The 14417-nt window shown below is 34.7% G+C and carries 17 protein-coding genes and 1 pseudogene; all 18 read right to left on the bottom strand.

Annotation, left to right across the window (positions count from 1 at the left end):
- Window positions 1-80 precede the first annotated feature (80 nt).
- Complete coding sequence (locus DWW68_RS06610) at window positions 81-1679, bottom strand: MBL fold metallo-hydrolase (RefSeq protein WP_118589800.1); 1599 nt, start codon at window positions 1677-1679, stop codon at window positions 81-83.
- Window positions 1680-1796: 117 nt separating this feature from the next.
- A complete protein-coding gene (bsh, locus tag DWW68_RS06605) occupies window positions 1797-2771 on the bottom strand; it encodes a choloylglycine hydrolase (RefSeq protein ID WP_118589801.1) in 975 nt (324 codons plus the stop codon).
- 51 nt (window positions 2772-2822) lie between these two features.
- Window positions 2823-2942 (bottom strand): annotated as a pseudogene (locus DWW68_RS13710) (xanthine phosphoribosyltransferase); the annotation flags it as partial.
- Between the two features lie 6 nt (window positions 2943-2948).
- Window positions 2949-3752 (bottom strand): MBL fold metallo-hydrolase, encoded by an 804-nt coding sequence (locus DWW68_RS06595; RefSeq protein ID WP_118589802.1) that lies wholly within the window; start codon window positions 3750-3752, stop codon window positions 2949-2951.
- A 16-nt stretch (window positions 3753-3768) separates the two neighbouring features.
- On the bottom strand, window positions 3769-4266 hold the full coding sequence (locus DWW68_RS06590) for a GNAT family N-acetyltransferase (RefSeq protein WP_199641192.1): 498 nt from the start codon (window positions 4264-4266) through the stop codon (window positions 3769-3771).
- A gap of 160 nt (window positions 4267-4426) precedes the next feature.
- Window positions 4427-4603, bottom strand: a complete 177-nt coding sequence (locus DWW68_RS13435; RefSeq protein ID WP_158576824.1) for a hypothetical protein — start codon at window positions 4601-4603, stop codon at window positions 4427-4429.
- Window positions 4604-4720: 117 nt separating this feature from the next.
- A complete protein-coding gene (locus tag DWW68_RS06585; RefSeq protein ID WP_158576822.1) occupies window positions 4721-6442 on the bottom strand; it encodes a leucine-rich repeat protein in 1722 nt (573 codons plus the stop codon).
- A gap of 221 nt (window positions 6443-6663) precedes the next feature.
- Window positions 6664-7065: a DUF2752 domain-containing protein gene (locus DWW68_RS06580; protein ID WP_118589804.1), complete on the bottom strand. Its 402-nt coding sequence runs from the start codon at window positions 7063-7065 to the stop codon at window positions 6664-6666.
- Window positions 7066-7105: 40 nt separating this feature from the next.
- Window positions 7106-7318 (bottom strand): hypothetical protein, encoded by a 213-nt coding sequence (locus DWW68_RS06575; RefSeq protein ID WP_347497910.1) that lies wholly within the window; start codon window positions 7316-7318, stop codon window positions 7106-7108.
- Window positions 7319-7397: 79 nt separating this feature from the next.
- Window positions 7398-7862 (bottom strand): DUF2798 domain-containing protein, encoded by a 465-nt coding sequence (locus tag DWW68_RS06570; RefSeq protein ID WP_021951835.1) that lies wholly within the window; start codon window positions 7860-7862, stop codon window positions 7398-7400.
- An 839-nt stretch (window positions 7863-8701) separates the two neighbouring features.
- Entirely contained in the window at window positions 8702-9286 is a 585-nt protein-coding gene (locus tag DWW68_RS06565) for a peptidoglycan recognition family protein (RefSeq protein ID WP_118590373.1), read from the bottom strand.
- A gap of 3 nt (window positions 9287-9289) precedes the next feature.
- Window positions 9290-9760, bottom strand: coding sequence for a phage holin family protein (locus tag DWW68_RS06560; RefSeq protein WP_118590372.1), 471 nt, complete (start codon window positions 9758-9760; stop codon window positions 9290-9292).
- A gap of 106 nt (window positions 9761-9866) precedes the next feature.
- Window positions 9867-10373 carry a hypothetical protein gene (locus DWW68_RS06555; RefSeq protein WP_118590369.1) on the bottom strand — a complete coding sequence of 169 codons (507 nt, stop codon included), beginning with the start codon at window positions 10371-10373 and terminating at the stop codon, window positions 9867-9869.
- Window positions 10370-10546: a hypothetical protein gene (locus tag DWW68_RS13430; protein WP_158576821.1), complete on the bottom strand. Its 177-nt coding sequence runs from the start codon at window positions 10544-10546 to the stop codon at window positions 10370-10372. The genes DWW68_RS06555 and DWW68_RS13430 overlap by 4 nt, the downstream gene beginning before the upstream one ends.
- Window positions 10543-11379: a leucine-rich repeat protein gene (locus DWW68_RS06550; protein WP_118590366.1), complete on the bottom strand. Its 837-nt coding sequence runs from the start codon at window positions 11377-11379 to the stop codon at window positions 10543-10545. The genes DWW68_RS13430 and DWW68_RS06550 overlap by 4 nt, the downstream gene beginning before the upstream one ends.
- On the bottom strand, window positions 11372-12145 hold the full coding sequence (locus DWW68_RS13425; RefSeq protein WP_158576820.1) for a collagen-like protein: 774 nt from the start codon (window positions 12143-12145) through the stop codon (window positions 11372-11374). Before DWW68_RS13425 ends, DWW68_RS06550 begins: the two co-directional genes overlap by 8 nt.
- Window positions 12146-12153: 8 nt before the next feature.
- Entirely contained in the window at window positions 12154-13989 is a 1836-nt protein-coding gene (locus DWW68_RS06535) for a hypothetical protein (RefSeq protein WP_118590363.1), read from the bottom strand.
- A 12-nt stretch (window positions 13990-14001) separates the two neighbouring features.
- Window positions 14002-14412 carry a DUF6711 family protein gene (locus tag DWW68_RS06530; RefSeq protein WP_118590360.1) on the bottom strand — a complete coding sequence of 137 codons (411 nt, stop codon included), beginning with the start codon at window positions 14410-14412 and terminating at the stop codon, window positions 14002-14004.
- Between the last annotated feature and the right edge of the window lie 5 nt (window positions 14413-14417).

The following is a 14417-nucleotide window of genomic DNA, read 5'->3' as shown; positions in this document are numbered from 1 at the left end:
GCAACAGCAAAACAGGCAGTCAGAACGTGTTCAAATCACATTCTAACTGCCTATTTATATATCTTCTCTAAATTTCTGTTTTATCTGTCCCACTTATCGCATAGAGACTGTATCTGACTGGTGAATCTTGCCAAATCTTTATTGGTTCCACCTTCATTTCTCTTAATAACAGCCATAAGACGGTTACCTGCTGATACAAGGTTGTCGTAAATTCCATTAGCCCTGCGTTTCTTTGCCTTCTCAGCGATTCGTTGTGGAATACCTTCTTTAATCAACTCACCGGATATTAAATCAAACTCTGTTCCACTATATGGAGCATATGTATCATAACCATGCTGTTTGCTTAACAGTTCTGCAAAAGTATCACACACCTGATCTTCTCCATGAACGACAAACACCTTATCCGGCTTTTTCATCATGGATTCCATCCAGTTAATCAGTCCTTTTTGGTCTGCATGACCACTTACTCCCTTTAAATTTTCAATGTGGGCATTTACTGCAATTTCCTCACCAAAAAGTTTTACTGACTTAGCGCCTTCAAGAAGTGACCTTCCAAGAGTACCTACTGCCTGATATCCCACAAACAAAACAGTACACTCTTCCCTCCAAAGGTTATGCTTCAAATGATGTCTGATTCTGCCGGCTTCACACATTCCTGATGCCGATAAAATAACCTTTGGTTTCATATCTTCATTGATGGCAATGGAATCCTGAGTTGTTACGGAAACATTTAATCCCTCAAATCTCAGTGGGTTAATTCCCTGATTTATAAGTTCCATGGTTTCATCATCAAAACAGTCTATTATATTATTGTTAAACACGTTTGTAGCTTCCACCGCTAAAGGACTGTCAACATAAACCTGAAAATGAGGGAATCCGGGAACCATGTTTTCTTTTTTTATAATTCTTAAGAAATATAGCATTTCCTGAGTTCTGCCTACAGCAAAAGACGGAATAACTACATTTCCACCTCTCTCAAAGGTTTCATTTAGTATTCTGGCAAGAGCTCCCACATAATCCGGTCTGTCTCCGTGTAATCTGTCACCATAAGTTGATTCAATAAGAACATAGTCAGCACCATCCATAGGCGTAGGATCTTTAATAATAGGTTTATTAATATTTCCAACATCCCCTGAAAAAATAATTGTTCTCTTTTCCTCTCCCTCAGTTAAAAACATCTTAATGCTGGCAGAACCTAGCAAATGTCCCGCATCCTCGTACTTCACGGAGATTTCATCGCAGATTTTCACCATACTGTCATAGTCCACCGGAACTAACAACTCGCAGGCTGCCACAGCATCATCCATAGTGTATATGGGTTCATAAGGTGCCTCACCAGACCTCTTTGCCTTTCTGTTTCTCCATTCTGCCTCAAACTCCTGAATATGTGCACTATCACGAAGCATTATGTTGCACAAATCACAGGTAGCTCTGGTAGCAAACACCTGTCCTTTAAATCCCTGTTTCACCATCAGTGGAATGAGACCTGAATGGTCAATATGGGCATGGGTAAGAAAAATGTAATCGATTTCTCCTGCTAAAACCGGCAGTTCCTGGTTTACATAAATATCCTTTCCCTGCTCCATTCCACAATCCACAAGTACCTTTTTGTCACCAACCTGAATAAAATGACAGCTTCCTGTAACTTCATGGTCTGCTCCTAAAAATGTAAGAATCATAACTAGCACCTCCCTATTCGATTTTATCCGAAACACATAATTTATATAACAGTAATTATACCATTTTCCCCGGAAGGTCGCTATATATATTTTAGCAAATGTGTTAGATTTAATTAGTTAATTCTGATAATTTATCTGCTCTCCTGTAATTAACGGATACCGTACTAACTTATCCCCATCTAATTTTTCCCTGTGCATGTCCACTGCGGTAATCTGATGATTGTTATAGGTTGTATAATAATAAATCCCCTTGGTTGCATTGCAACATGAAGTATAAATTGTTATCTCATACTTGCCTTCTTCCACTTCACAGCATCCCCTTTGCTGGTCAACAGAGCCTAGAATATGGAAGAACTGGCTGACACTTTCCTCTTCGCCATCTCCTGATACGGAATTCATTTTGGTAAAGGCAACCTTGGCAAATCTTGAAGCTGATGACAAATCCCCCGGAAGCCCCAAAGCTCCCATTCCACGACTGTAGGCATTAAAATCCAAATCCTTTGAAAACTTATTTTCAGGCTGTTTAGGAGATAAATTCATATAATTGTTTAGCATAAACATCTGCTGATCAAAGGGTGGATTGTTGGTAAGAACTCCCACGGGATTATCATATATATGAAGTCCGTCTGCCATACATTCCACTGTAATTGAGCTCTTTTCATCTGCAATTATCCAATGAAGCTGTGCAGAAGGCAACTGCTCACTAAAAGGTGTTGCCACCAGATTCATATGGGACAGCGCCTCCCTTGCCTCATCTACATTGGAGTATTGTGCCAAAATCCACATAATAAACTCAAACTGAGCCACATTGGTTTCATTTTTCTTAACTTCCTGATACATGGCATTTCCAACAAAATTAAGCCCTGCCATTCCAAGACCTTTCTCATTAATTGCATCATAATATAGAGGATACTCCCCTACAACATACGCCATGCCCATTATGGCATAGTGATTATCTAAAGCCTTTGTATGTCTAAAATTAATTGGATAATTTCTCGGAGTTATGGCAATTTCATCGCCATATGAAAACTCATAGTCCAATGTTCTTCCAAAATAAAAATCCTTTGTTTTATATGTTGCTGCGGTACACATACTGCCTCCTGTTTTATTTTATAGTATTACGTTTTACATATATTTATTTTTCTACTGTTGCCTGAACTCTATCTCTCCGGTATCTGCATTCATCCCGTCTACAATTGCAAGGGATTCTAAATGATATCCCAGATTTCTAATTGTTCTACCTCCCGGCTGGAAGCCTTTTTCTTATAATCACTCTTTAATTTCCACTATTTTTCCTGTGTGAATGGCTTTTAATTTATCTTTCATAATTTTATGCATTATCTCATAAGCTTTATCCCCTGTACAATGCCCGGTATAAAAAATAGTGTACATCTTGTTTAATTTTTTTGCAATAGACTCTATATTTGCTATTTCTTCTTTAGTATACCCACCGTTTTTAAACATATGAAAGCCACTGATTACTACCATTGGCTCATTGGCAAATTTCTTCTTATATGCCTCTAAAATATTTATAATTCCACAATGTGCACACCCTGATATAAGGGCATTTCCCTTCTTTGTACATATTACAAGGCTTTGCTCATGGGAAAAATCATCTTCTGTAATTTTTCCATCCACTTTTCTTAGAAATTTTATATTTCTCTTTTCTGTGGGTACATTAGAAAGCAAATATAAATTATCATCTATTTTATAGCTTCCATCTACTAATTTAAGCTGCGGCAAATTCAATATTCTGTTATCTATTCCTATATATGTGTCTTTGTAATAGCATTCCTCTGTTGCATTTTTTTGCATATAAATTTGTGCATGATTGTTTATCTCACAAAATTTAAGCAAACCACCTGCGTGATCATAATGCCCATGACTTATAATAACCTTGTCAATTTCATTTAAATCAATTCCTAATTTTGCGGCATTTCCCACAAATCTGCCTGTGGCTCCCGTATCAAATAACAATTTATACTGTTGAATTTCAATATATAATGCCAAACCATGTTCAAAATCACACTCCATCTCCTCCGGGGTGTCCTCAATTAATGTTATTACTTTCATTGTATTTTTCCCACCACTACACTTCTATATAGTACACACATATATTTTCATATTTTCCTTCATCCACCTTGAAGCCATTGGGAATCACTCCCAGCTGCTTGAAGCCAATTCGCTCATATAAATGTATTGCATGCATATTTGATTCCACTACTGCATTAAACTGGAGAATTTTAAACTGCTCCCTGTGTGCCTGTTGTATGCAGTCACGCACCATTTTTTCACCAATATGAAGTCCTCTGCTTTCTGATGAAACTGCAAAACTTGCATTAGCAATATGTCCACACCTTCCAACATTATTAGGATGCAAAATATACATTCCCAGTATTTTTCCTGTGTCTTTGTTTACTGCTACTCCACAATAGCTCTGTCTCTCAAAGAATATCTTACCCTTTTCTTCTGTCAGTAAATCTTCCTGTGGGAAAGCATTTCCCTCCTTAACAACTTCATTCCAAATATTAACCATTTCAGGAATATCCCTTACTTCGTATCTTCTTAATTCAATATTATTAATCATTGTTCTTTCTCCTGTAACGGTACTTTTATACCTTAATACCGTATATTTTATGGTAACTCCATTGAAACTCTTTTGCAATACATCTTTATGACAATAACTCCAGAAGTTCCTCTTTACTCAATGAAGCCCCGGCATAAGATAGTCAAATTCGCTCCAGAGTTCACTTAATCTGTTTTCTCTCTTCTGCCGTTCCAACAACTATGGAATAATTAAGGGTCGGAGCAAACTTTTCAAATTCACTTTTCCAATTGTACACAAGACTACTAAACTCTTCACTTTTTTTCGTTTCAATATAAGTTTCATATACATTTCCACCACTTACATCTATATAAATCACTATACATTTATGCAGTTATTAACTACGTATGTGCATTTACTATTTCTATTTTTACATAAAATAACCCCGGTCACATACACCACCAATGACCGGGATTACGACTTTATTTACTAACGATTATTTAACTGTCATAGTCTTTTTGTACCCTGTAGATTTTTTCATAATCATTTTTTTATACTTCTTTAAAGATTTCTTAGGACACTTAATTGTAGCTTTCTTGTTAATTCCGCTAAATGCCTTCTTTCCAATCTTTTCAATATTTTTTCCAATTACTACTTTCTTTGTTTTGTTGCAATTCTTAAATGCCTTTTTTCCAATTGCAGTAACCTTGTATTTATCTTTACCAATTGTTACTGTTGCAGGAATTTTTACAGTCTTTTTATTTTTAGCTGCCTTAAGAGAAACAGTTTTCTTTGATGTTGATGTAACTACATAAGTACCACTTTTAGCCTTTACAATATCTCCCTTTTTAACTTTCTTAACAGAAGTTTTTGTATCGTTACTCTTTGTTCCTTTTTCCTTAACTGATACATCAAATGAAATATCTACAGATGTAGCCTCTTTACCCTCTCCTGATGCGAATTTAATACTTCCTGTAAACAGTGCATCTCTTGAACCTTTTTTACCCTTAGTGTCAGCAGTAAAATTAGCAGATGCCTTGACTTTGTTCATTTCAATTGCTTTTTCAATTGGGATGTACTTAATTATGTTTCCTCCCTCATCCTTCACTTCTTCTTCCTTAGTTAAGGCATCTAAGTTTCTGGATATACTTTTAACCTGGAAAACCATTTCTTTCTTCACTGCATCTAAGTATCCCTTTGGATATGATTTAGCTACTTCATCAAATCCAGGTAATGCAAACAATCTATCTGCTGCACTATTTATTATAACTTCCGCATTGTTTCCTAATGCCAGACTAAGTCTCTTGATTAACTCTGTCGCATTTTTTTCTGTTACACTAATAGTTGATTTTGTACCTGACTTTGTTTCAAATTTACCAAGAGTATAGTCAGCTGTATTAAGAACCAATGCCAATAAATCTTTACCTGTACTCATTAACTGCTCACTGGATATGTTAAAGTTTGGATACATTTTTTCTCCATAATTCACATCTTTAATACATCCTATTTTATCAGCCACGTCTTCACCATCTTCCTCTGTATACACTGTATAAGATAATACTTCACGAATTCCAAGTTCTGACTTTAAGTATTTATTTAATTCGTTTATTCCATTAAGTGTAAGCTCTTCTATGGCAGGTATCTCCAGTGCATCATAAATATCATTAACAGTTCTTCCTGTATATTCCTTCACAAATGAAACTAATGTGCCTAAATTAATTTTAATTTTTCCATTGTTATAATTTAATGAAATTGCCTTTGCATTTTTTCCTTTTGCAAGCTGAAGATATAAATCTAAATTAAAATTCTGTGAATCAATAACTGATGATTTTACTGTTCCCTTTAAGTCTAAAACATCTGCTCCAATAGGTTCGCCATCTTCATTTAAACCTGATGCAATGCCTAATTTAAGCATCCGGTTGTAAAATGCTTCACCTTCTTTAGTTAAAACCAATTTTCCATCTTCATATGAACCATAATCACTGTTATAATCAAAAGCTAACTGTCTAAAAGTTCTATAAAGCTGTTCAGCTACTTCCTCTCCCTTTACATTTGCCTTAAAATTAGCCGTAACATCTGCATTTTTTGCATCTAAAATGTCATTAACCTGCTTTGATACTGACTTTGTTTCTGCTGCATTTGCAGGTGTATGCATTGTTCCACCTAAACCTATTATCATTGTAAGTGATAATATAATTGCAACTATTTTTTCTTTCATAATGTTCACTCTCCTTCCAATAATTGTGGTGTTAATAAAATAATAACATAGGCAAACCTTCCCCCACATCACACGAAAGTGTTATATGGAGTAATTTCCTACATTTTTTATTCTTATGATTTTACATAAAAAAATATGCCGGTAAAATCATTCCTACCAACATATTTTAATGAAATCATCCAAAGTATAAATTGCCATTCTACATACCAAAATAAGCAACTTCATTTATTAAATATTTTATATAACAGCCCCTTTTCCGGCTGAAAAACCACTATGCCATTAGGTGTAAACATCCTATATATGTAGACTATGCCAAATAAAATCAGCACAGTCCATATAATACACGACAAAGCTTTTGGCTTTAGTCTTTTTCTATTTAGTATAATAATTAAAATCACCACCAGCATAAAAAATAACGGATGATAATAAAATGCCATTGAAAAATCTAATTTTAGTGCTGCTAACCACGCCCTGGTCATTCCGCAACCTAAGCATGAAACACCTGTGAAATATTTAATAATACAGGGAACGCCCTTTAAGTATACTCCCACATAGCCAATAATTATTATAAAAACAATTGCTATTATAATCCTTTGTTTCTTTAATTTATTGTCCTTTTTCAAGATTTGCCTTTCTTTATAATTTATCTTTTTGCTTAAAATACTATAAATATTTTCTTATGTCAATGGCAAAACTCTCTTCTATATTAACTAAGCGTTTTGCAATATCTTTAGTCTTCTCATCAGCGGCTTTGTACTGATTAAGATATTCATTCAAAGATTTAACGCCCATATTACATCCGTCAGTTATTAAGTCAGCGATGGTTTCATCTGACTCATCCATAACTAATTTAACATTTGTTTTTATCCACGACATTCCTTTTGCATAGGATTCGGATTTTTTCCTTCGTCATGGGTTTCTGATTGTAAACAATCTTTATGTAAAGCCATCATTTTTATGATTCGTGATTTTTTTCACGAAAAATCATTCTAAATATAAGCCTTACAAAAGGACCACAATAAAACATCTGATAACATATTGCCATTGGGAAATTCATTGCCCATGTCTGTATCCATGTCCCAAAGCTTTTTGTTTCCTTAAACAGTATGGTAGCAACCAAACTCATTATTGGACACATTATACAACAAATGCAAATTGAAATTGCATATGTTATAATCTGTGGTCTGTCGCTTGTTTTCATCACAGTAAAGGCTAATATTTTAGCTATTTTCCCCACTACGAAAAATTCTAATACAAAAGCCACAGGCACCATAATTGGCAATTCATGGGTTGCACTAATAAATGTTTGCCCTGTTACACTGCATGTATTAAGTGCTACATTATACACAACCATTCCATAAACCATCATTGTAGCCATAATAATTGTAAATATTACATCCTGAAATTTGTTTTTTGGCATAAAAAATCCTCCTATCGATAACTTATAACTAATGTGTTGTTCGTTATCATCCCGGAGGATTGTGCGTTTCCAATAATAACCATAATAAAATTGCTAGGGAAGTATAACATATTTTTCTATTTAATGTAATACCTAAATTTAATATTTATCAACATTCCTACGTCGTAATTTTCACCATTTATCTCTGATTATAACAGTTATTTTTCACTCTATCTGCTATATTATTATTTAATATTCAGTGCATTCTTTAAAATTTCGGGAATGCCTATATTTTTGCACAAGCATATCTTATTGATTACTGCGTAATCAATAAGCTCGCGTCATTCATAGAATGCCTGCGAGCCCTATAAACAAAGGAAAACCACGGTTTCGTGTAAACACGACCGTGGTTTTCTTTATTTATAGTGAGCTTGCGCTCTATTCATTGATAACGTTAATTATTCAATAATTGTAGCAACCTAACTAGATATGATTGTTTTTAATGTTTTTATATTATTTTCAATGTTTCTAATTGATATATATTCACATTTTACACATATTTTTTGCATTTTTAACTTTTTCTAGTACCGTTTTAGTACCATTTGACCTAAAACAAGTTTATAAGTGAAAACCTATTTCAATTTATTTACAGGTTTTTGTGTTTACATTGTACACCCAACAATCATGTCTCATCACATGGTAGAACTTACCCTGAACCTTATCTATTGCAAGTCTCTGACCTTTTTTGAATTTTCCAAGACTCTTAGTTCTTGCTAAAGCTTTTGGAGCTTTTCGCTTGTGGCAGTTTTTTGACAGTTTTTTACTAACTAAAAGGCACCAAGTTTCCTTGATGCCTTACATTATTTAATCTTCTTCTTGAACTCCAGCCAAGCCTTTGCATTTGCTATTCCTGAAAATCTGTGTGGACAATCTTTTCCAGTTACATCAAAATGCCTAATTATTGTCTTTGCCTTTCTGCAATACTTCTGAATGTATTCAATCACTGCTCTAGTTGCTGCTATCTGCTTTGCAGTTGGTTTATTGTCAACAATACCGGCTAACTCAATAGATACCTGATTATAGTTATTGCATTTTCCAAAATATGTACCACCACCTGTTTTGTAGCAGTTTTCATATTTATTTCCACCAACTGAGTAGCACGCATCACTTAATCTTCCACTCTGATAGATTATTCCATCTAAATCAATGATGAAATGTGCTCCTGCGTATACTTTTTTATTGTTATAGAAATAATTTGCATTTGCATAAGCTGTGTCTCTACCCTTGTTTCCTGTGTTGTGAATAGGAATGTATCTGACGTTTGCTCTTTTCAACTTTCTTTTTGCACAGAAAAATGTGTTGTCAGATGCAAAATACCTGTAAATTGTGTAGATTTTTTTGTCAGATGCTCTAAACCTTTTAGTCGTTATTTTTTTCTTTGCCATTTTCTATTTCTCCTTATCCTCATTCTCCATGTTCACACTTGTTTCTGTCTGTGACTTAATATTCTTAACCAGTGGCAATAAAAAAGCAGGTATATTAACACCTGCATCCTTGATATTCTCTAATATTGATATTAATTCATTGCATATTAGCCACACGGCAACTATACAAGCTATTAAAAACTGAAATGGAAATTTAAGCCCTATGGTATCTGTTGTGTACTTCAACAACTCGTCAACCACAACACCTACAACTACAAGCATCCACATGGAAATTTTCTTAAAAATCCCCTGGAAAGACTTATATGAGCTGATAGTTCCATCATCTCTGTATTTAGCTGCGATTAAACCTGTTGTGTAATCTACCACGTTGCAAGTTACAAGGAGTAGTACAGGAATGTACAATATTTCAAGCATTGATGACAACACACTGCTTATTGCTCCCACTATTTTCTTCAATAAATTTGCCTTATCCATATTCTTTTACCTCTTTTCTTTATTGTTTTTCTTGTCAAGACACTATTACTGTACTAAAGGTACATTTTTTTAGCCGCCAACATCTCTAATTTTTTCCATAAAACACCTACTTTCTGCCATATACTCTTACATATCTTGCTGACGTATTAGTCCAGCCGGACTCAAATTTCAGTTTTAAGTTTTTGATGTCTGCTACTATTGGAATTGTTTCATCACTTCCCGAATTTTGGTATTTCTTTACCTCAGAATTTATTGCTTTAGCACCACTCATTGTTCTTTCACCAGTTAAAAGCAAGTATCTTCCAGGTAAGTCAGTATCCTGCAATATGAAGTCGTAAGTAAAAGTTGCATTTGTTGTAAGCACTCCCTGTAATGTAACTACTGGTTCTGTACCATTATTCACATACAGAATTGCTGCTCCCGAAGCTGATGTCCACATTACAGTTATAAATCTTAATTCCTTATATGTTCCGTCAAGTACTAAATCTTCAAAATTCAATAATGTTCCATCACTGCTCTGTGCCGGCAGTGTTTTATCAAGTATTAGTTCCCAGTCAGGTGGTTTGAACTGTATTTGATTTCCGTTTGCATCAACCATTCCTTTGGCTATCATTCTTCTACCTCGCTTTCTATTGGGATGTTTGTTTCTTCATATTCTCTGTCGAAACCTACCGGGTCGTATGCTTCGTCATACATGACGTTGTCTCGCTTAATCTTCATTCCTTTGTCGGAATATGTATGTTTAAATTTTTTTCCGTTAATTGTTGTTTTTTCTGTTATTATCATTCTAATACCTCACTTTCATCCCAAGTTCCTGCATAATCTTCTTCAAACAGCGGAAACACCTCACATATTTCGTTTTTATAATCTTCAATTGCTCTAAACCTATCTGCATAAGTTGACCAATTAGTTGCTATTTTATAGCTCTCTAATAAATCTCTAGGAACATAAATGTAACAATCACCTTCTGTTAATGCGTAATTGGGGAAATTTGCTAATGATGAACATGGAACAACTTTCGATATGTAATTTATTATTATAATCTTCATAACCAAATTTGATTTGACAGACAAAGAATTTGTTGCAAAATAATTTTCTGCTTTAACACATACATATTCTAAAGAAGTCGAAGAAATACAAGTATTTCCATTGAAGGACACTTTAGGAATATATAACTTTTTCAATTTATTGCATCCAATAAAATCATTAGCATTCACTCTTGTAAGATTTCTAAATTCTATTTCTTCAAAACTTGAAGAATAACAAGTATTATTTCCATTAAAAGATTCCAATTTATTAGCTATTATTTTTTTTACGTTTGGCATACTACTTAAAGCATACATGCCTATCGATATTATATTTGGAAGCTCAATAGTTCCAACCATAGACCTGTTGCAGTAAAAGGCATACTCTTTTAATGATGTAATTTCATCGTTATAATAATTAGAAATACTATCAGATAGAAAAGAATTAAAAACTGTATTATTACCAATTCTATTTACCTTATCCACTAATGTATTTAAGTTATCATCAGATACATCAACACGTCTGTCAATTAATATATTTTTTAGCTTGTCCTTTAGCCTGACAAGGCTCTCTATTTCCCATATGCTAGTCATTGCTACCTCCTACACCTACATAGTCGTTGATTAATTCCTCAATTTTTTCATTTGTTATTTTTTCATAGTCATTTTCCGATACAAATTCAACATAGCTTGTTTCTGCGTTGTACAGTGGTACTGCTCCCGGTTTTCCGTCTGCCCCCGGTTTTCCGGGTTCTCCGTCTGCTCCGGGTTTTCCGGGTTCTCCGTCTTTGCCCGGTTTTCCGTCTGCCCCCGGTTTTCCGGGTTCTCCCTTAAGAGAAACAAGCCATTCCTTTTCTGTGCCCTCATAACCACCTTTTACTGCTATCTCGTAAGCTGATTTTCCATCATCTCCGTTTTTACCATTAAACTCGCCATTATCCACTCGTTTTTGGAGGTCTTCGGCTATGGATTTTGTATCATTCATTATCTTTTGCATGTCTGCTCTAAATCCCGGCTCATCATCTTCTGAAATGTATTCCTCCGGCTGTTTTCTCTCCTGCACAGGAATAACCAGAAACTTCTTAGTGGTCTGGCTGTTTTCATCAATGTACTGCAAATATGCCGTTATTGTTCCATTCATGGCAATTAAAAAATCAGGTATTTCTACCTGACTGTCTGTAATAATCTTATTTGATGTTTTGTCTGTATCATCATTTGAAAACTGAACCTCAACTCCATCAGGAATATCAAGGAACTCTATTCTTTGTCCCCGGTCATACTGAAATATCCGTGGAGCTGTAAGCCTGCATTCCTGGTCAAATCTGACCTTTATAACATTATCAATTCTTTCTATCTTCATAACTGCTCCTATTCCTCATAATTAGCTTCAATATCATCCGTCAGTGCCACAATCCCACTCAATGTACGTTTAAGCACCACAGTAGTAATTGTCTTTTCCGTCTCAACCAGATTTCCGTCTTCATCCGGTGAATATTCATTTACCTTGTAGCTTATAACATCACCCGGTGTTATAAATGGTAATCCCATCATTTTTAACTTTGTTGGTGTAAACTTAAGCTTGTTTTGACCTAACATGTATGAATTAATTATACTTATACAGTCAGCGGGGGTATATTGTTCTTTTAGCAGAAAACTGTATTTAACCGACATTGACGGCTTATCTGCTGTACCCTGTAGTGAATTTCCATTACTATCAATAATGTCAAATGCTTTACATTCATATACATTGTCTGAGTATTCCACACCATCCATGTCATAATTTCTCCCAACCTCATAAGGTGTAACACCCGGTGGTGTAACATATTCAAACTGTGCGGTGTGTGGATTATAAAAGCCAAACACTCCATTTAAATTGCATATGTAGCCAAGCAACTGCATTAATGTCATATTTGAAGAAAATGGCTTAATCCACAGAGTTACATTATCCATTGGTAATGTTGTTTCCTGCTGCTTAAAGTCAAATACTTCACCAAGATATTCAAACAGCTTGTCCCTAATTTTTTTAACCGTAGTAGTAGCTTTCTTATTTTTTGTTAATTTCTTTAAAATTTCACTTCCCTTAATATTATACTGACTGTCAAAGTAACCTGTGTACAACTCATACGGATTCCATTTACTCTGTCCTTTATTTACCGGCTGTAAATACTCATACCATGCAGACATGTCTAAATAGGAAGAACCACCCTGCGGTATTGTGTAATCGCAGTGAATAACATCTCCTTTTTTATAAAGTGTGCCTTGTACCCATTCGCCCTTATTATGAGAATCAACCAGTCCATAATCTCCTGATTTAAAAAAATCTGAAATTATTATGTTACTGTTTTCATCAAGATAATGTAAGTAATCATATGCCACTATATCCCTGAAACGTCTGTCGTTTTTCTTTTTACAGCTCTCTATCTTTCCGTCAAACAACACAATATCGTCTGTATCACTTGTATCAATGTAACCGTAAGACTGCTGCCAATGCTCTTCATCACGTCCGGAACTTACCAGTAAACGCACATCCAGTTTTTGAATAAGAATGTCTAAAGCACTTCCATCTGATGATTTATCCTGTATGGAAATGGTAATTGACGTACATTTGCTATTTATCATGATAATGCTGTTAAAATCATTTGTGATTGTTGTAACATCAGGAGACGTACCATCACTTTTTGCCTGAATTATGTTCATCTGAAGATTGCTCCAGTCTATTGAGCCTGTGTTTACCTTTAATACACTATACTCTGTAATGTCATTTAAGATTGCCGTTTTTAATTTGCCAACATTTGGAATATCCTGTGTACTAAATTCCAGTGACTGTATTTCATATGTCTGCTTAATGCATTCATAGTATTCTCCACTGCCACTTTTAACCACATCACCCTCATTGTATTCTTTGCTTAAGTCACCAAAAAAACCTCTGTAATGTGGGTCCTTTAAGCTGATAGTTACTTTTATCATCTTGTTAGTCAAATCTTCATCAATGTCTGCCACTGTAATTTCAAACTGGGAAGAATTACAGCCACCAGCTATAGGCTTGTTTTCCTCACATATGCTCTGTACAAGCTTCATACTTTCCTCTAAGATGTTACTGTTGGTAATATCAGCATGGTCTCCATTTGGGAATGATATTGTGATGTACTTTGGCATATTTTCATTAAGATATATTTCTTTGGTCTTATCACTAACGTTTAGCAATTGTACTCCTCCTTAATATTCAATCAATGCAATTCTTATGCTTTTATATATGATGTCGTTATCAGTATGTTTTGCTATGGAAAACTTAATATCCGGTATATAAGATGTCATTGTTTTATAACATAAGTCCTCTGAACACCAATACTTAACCTGTACCTTACGTTCCCTTCTGGACAATGTCACACCATCAATGACGGCTTTAATTTCTGCCCATTGTTTCAAATGCAGTCCCTCTATCAAATCAAATTCAATTTTGGTTTTAAAATTTGGTGACGTCTGCCTAATCAATAGATTTGCTGCATTTCTGCTTGCTTTCAGTTCAGTTCTCTGATTGTCGGTTGAATCATACGAATCTATTGCCATGTATTTTTCAGGGAAAACCGTGTCACCAAATTTAAGCAGATAACCTTCAAATTTTGCCATATGTT

Origin of the sequence: Eubacterium sp. AF16-48, assembly GCF_003479405.1 — a bacterium.
Taxonomy (GTDB): Bacteria; Bacillota; Clostridia; order Lachnospirales; family Lachnospiraceae; genus Eubacterium_G; species Eubacterium_G segne.
The sequence above is the reverse complement of the archived record's forward strand: the minus strand, read 5'-3'. Positions and strand labels throughout refer to the sequence as shown.

Coding starts and splice junctions, on each gene's coding strand:
- DWW68_RS06610 (WP_118589800.1), bottom strand. CDS start 1,679: ATGATTCTTACATTTTTAGGAGCAGACCATGAAGTTACAGGAAGCTGT.
- DWW68_RS06575 (WP_347497910.1), bottom strand. CDS start 7,318: ATGTCGTGGATAAAAACAAATGTTAAATTAGTTATGGATGAGTCAGAT.
- DWW68_RS06585 (WP_158576822.1), bottom strand. CDS start 6,442: ATGAAAGAAAAAATAGTTGCAATTATATTATCACTTACAATGATAATA.
- DWW68_RS06555 (WP_118590369.1), bottom strand. CDS start 10,373: ATGATAGCCAAAGGAATGGTTGATGCAAACGGAAATCAAATACAGTTC.
- DWW68_RS06565 (WP_118590373.1), bottom strand. CDS start 9,286: ATGGCAAAGAAAAAAATAACGACTAAAAGGTTTAGAGCATCTGACAAA.
- DWW68_RS06550 (WP_118590366.1), bottom strand. CDS start 11,379: ATGACTAGCATATGGGAAATAGAGAGCCTTGTCAGGCTAAAGGACAAG.
- DWW68_RS13430 (WP_158576821.1), bottom strand. CDS start 10,546: ATGATAATAACAGAAAAAACAACAATTAACGGAAAAAAATTTAAACAT.
- DWW68_RS06530 (WP_118590360.1), bottom strand. CDS start 14,412: ATGGCAAAATTTGAAGGTTATCTGCTTAAATTTGGTGACACGGTTTTC.
- DWW68_RS06595 (WP_118589802.1), bottom strand. CDS start 3,752: ATGAAAGTAATAACATTAATTGAGGACACCCCGGAGGAGATGGAGTGT.
- DWW68_RS06570 (WP_021951835.1), bottom strand. CDS start 7,862: ATGCCAAAAAACAAATTTCAGGATGTAATATTTACAATTATTATGGCT.
- DWW68_RS13425 (WP_158576820.1), bottom strand. CDS start 12,145: ATGAAGATAGAAAGAATTGATAATGTTATAAAGGTCAGATTTGACCAG.
- DWW68_RS06590 (WP_199641192.1), bottom strand. CDS start 4,266: ATGATTAATAATATTGAATTAAGAAGATACGAAGTAAGGGATATTCCT.
- DWW68_RS06560 (WP_118590372.1), bottom strand. CDS start 9,760: ATGGATAAGGCAAATTTATTGAAGAAAATAGTGGGAGCAATAAGCAGT.
- bsh (WP_118589801.1), bottom strand. CDS start 2,771: ATGTGTACCGCAGCAACATATAAAACAAAGGATTTTTATTTTGGAAGA.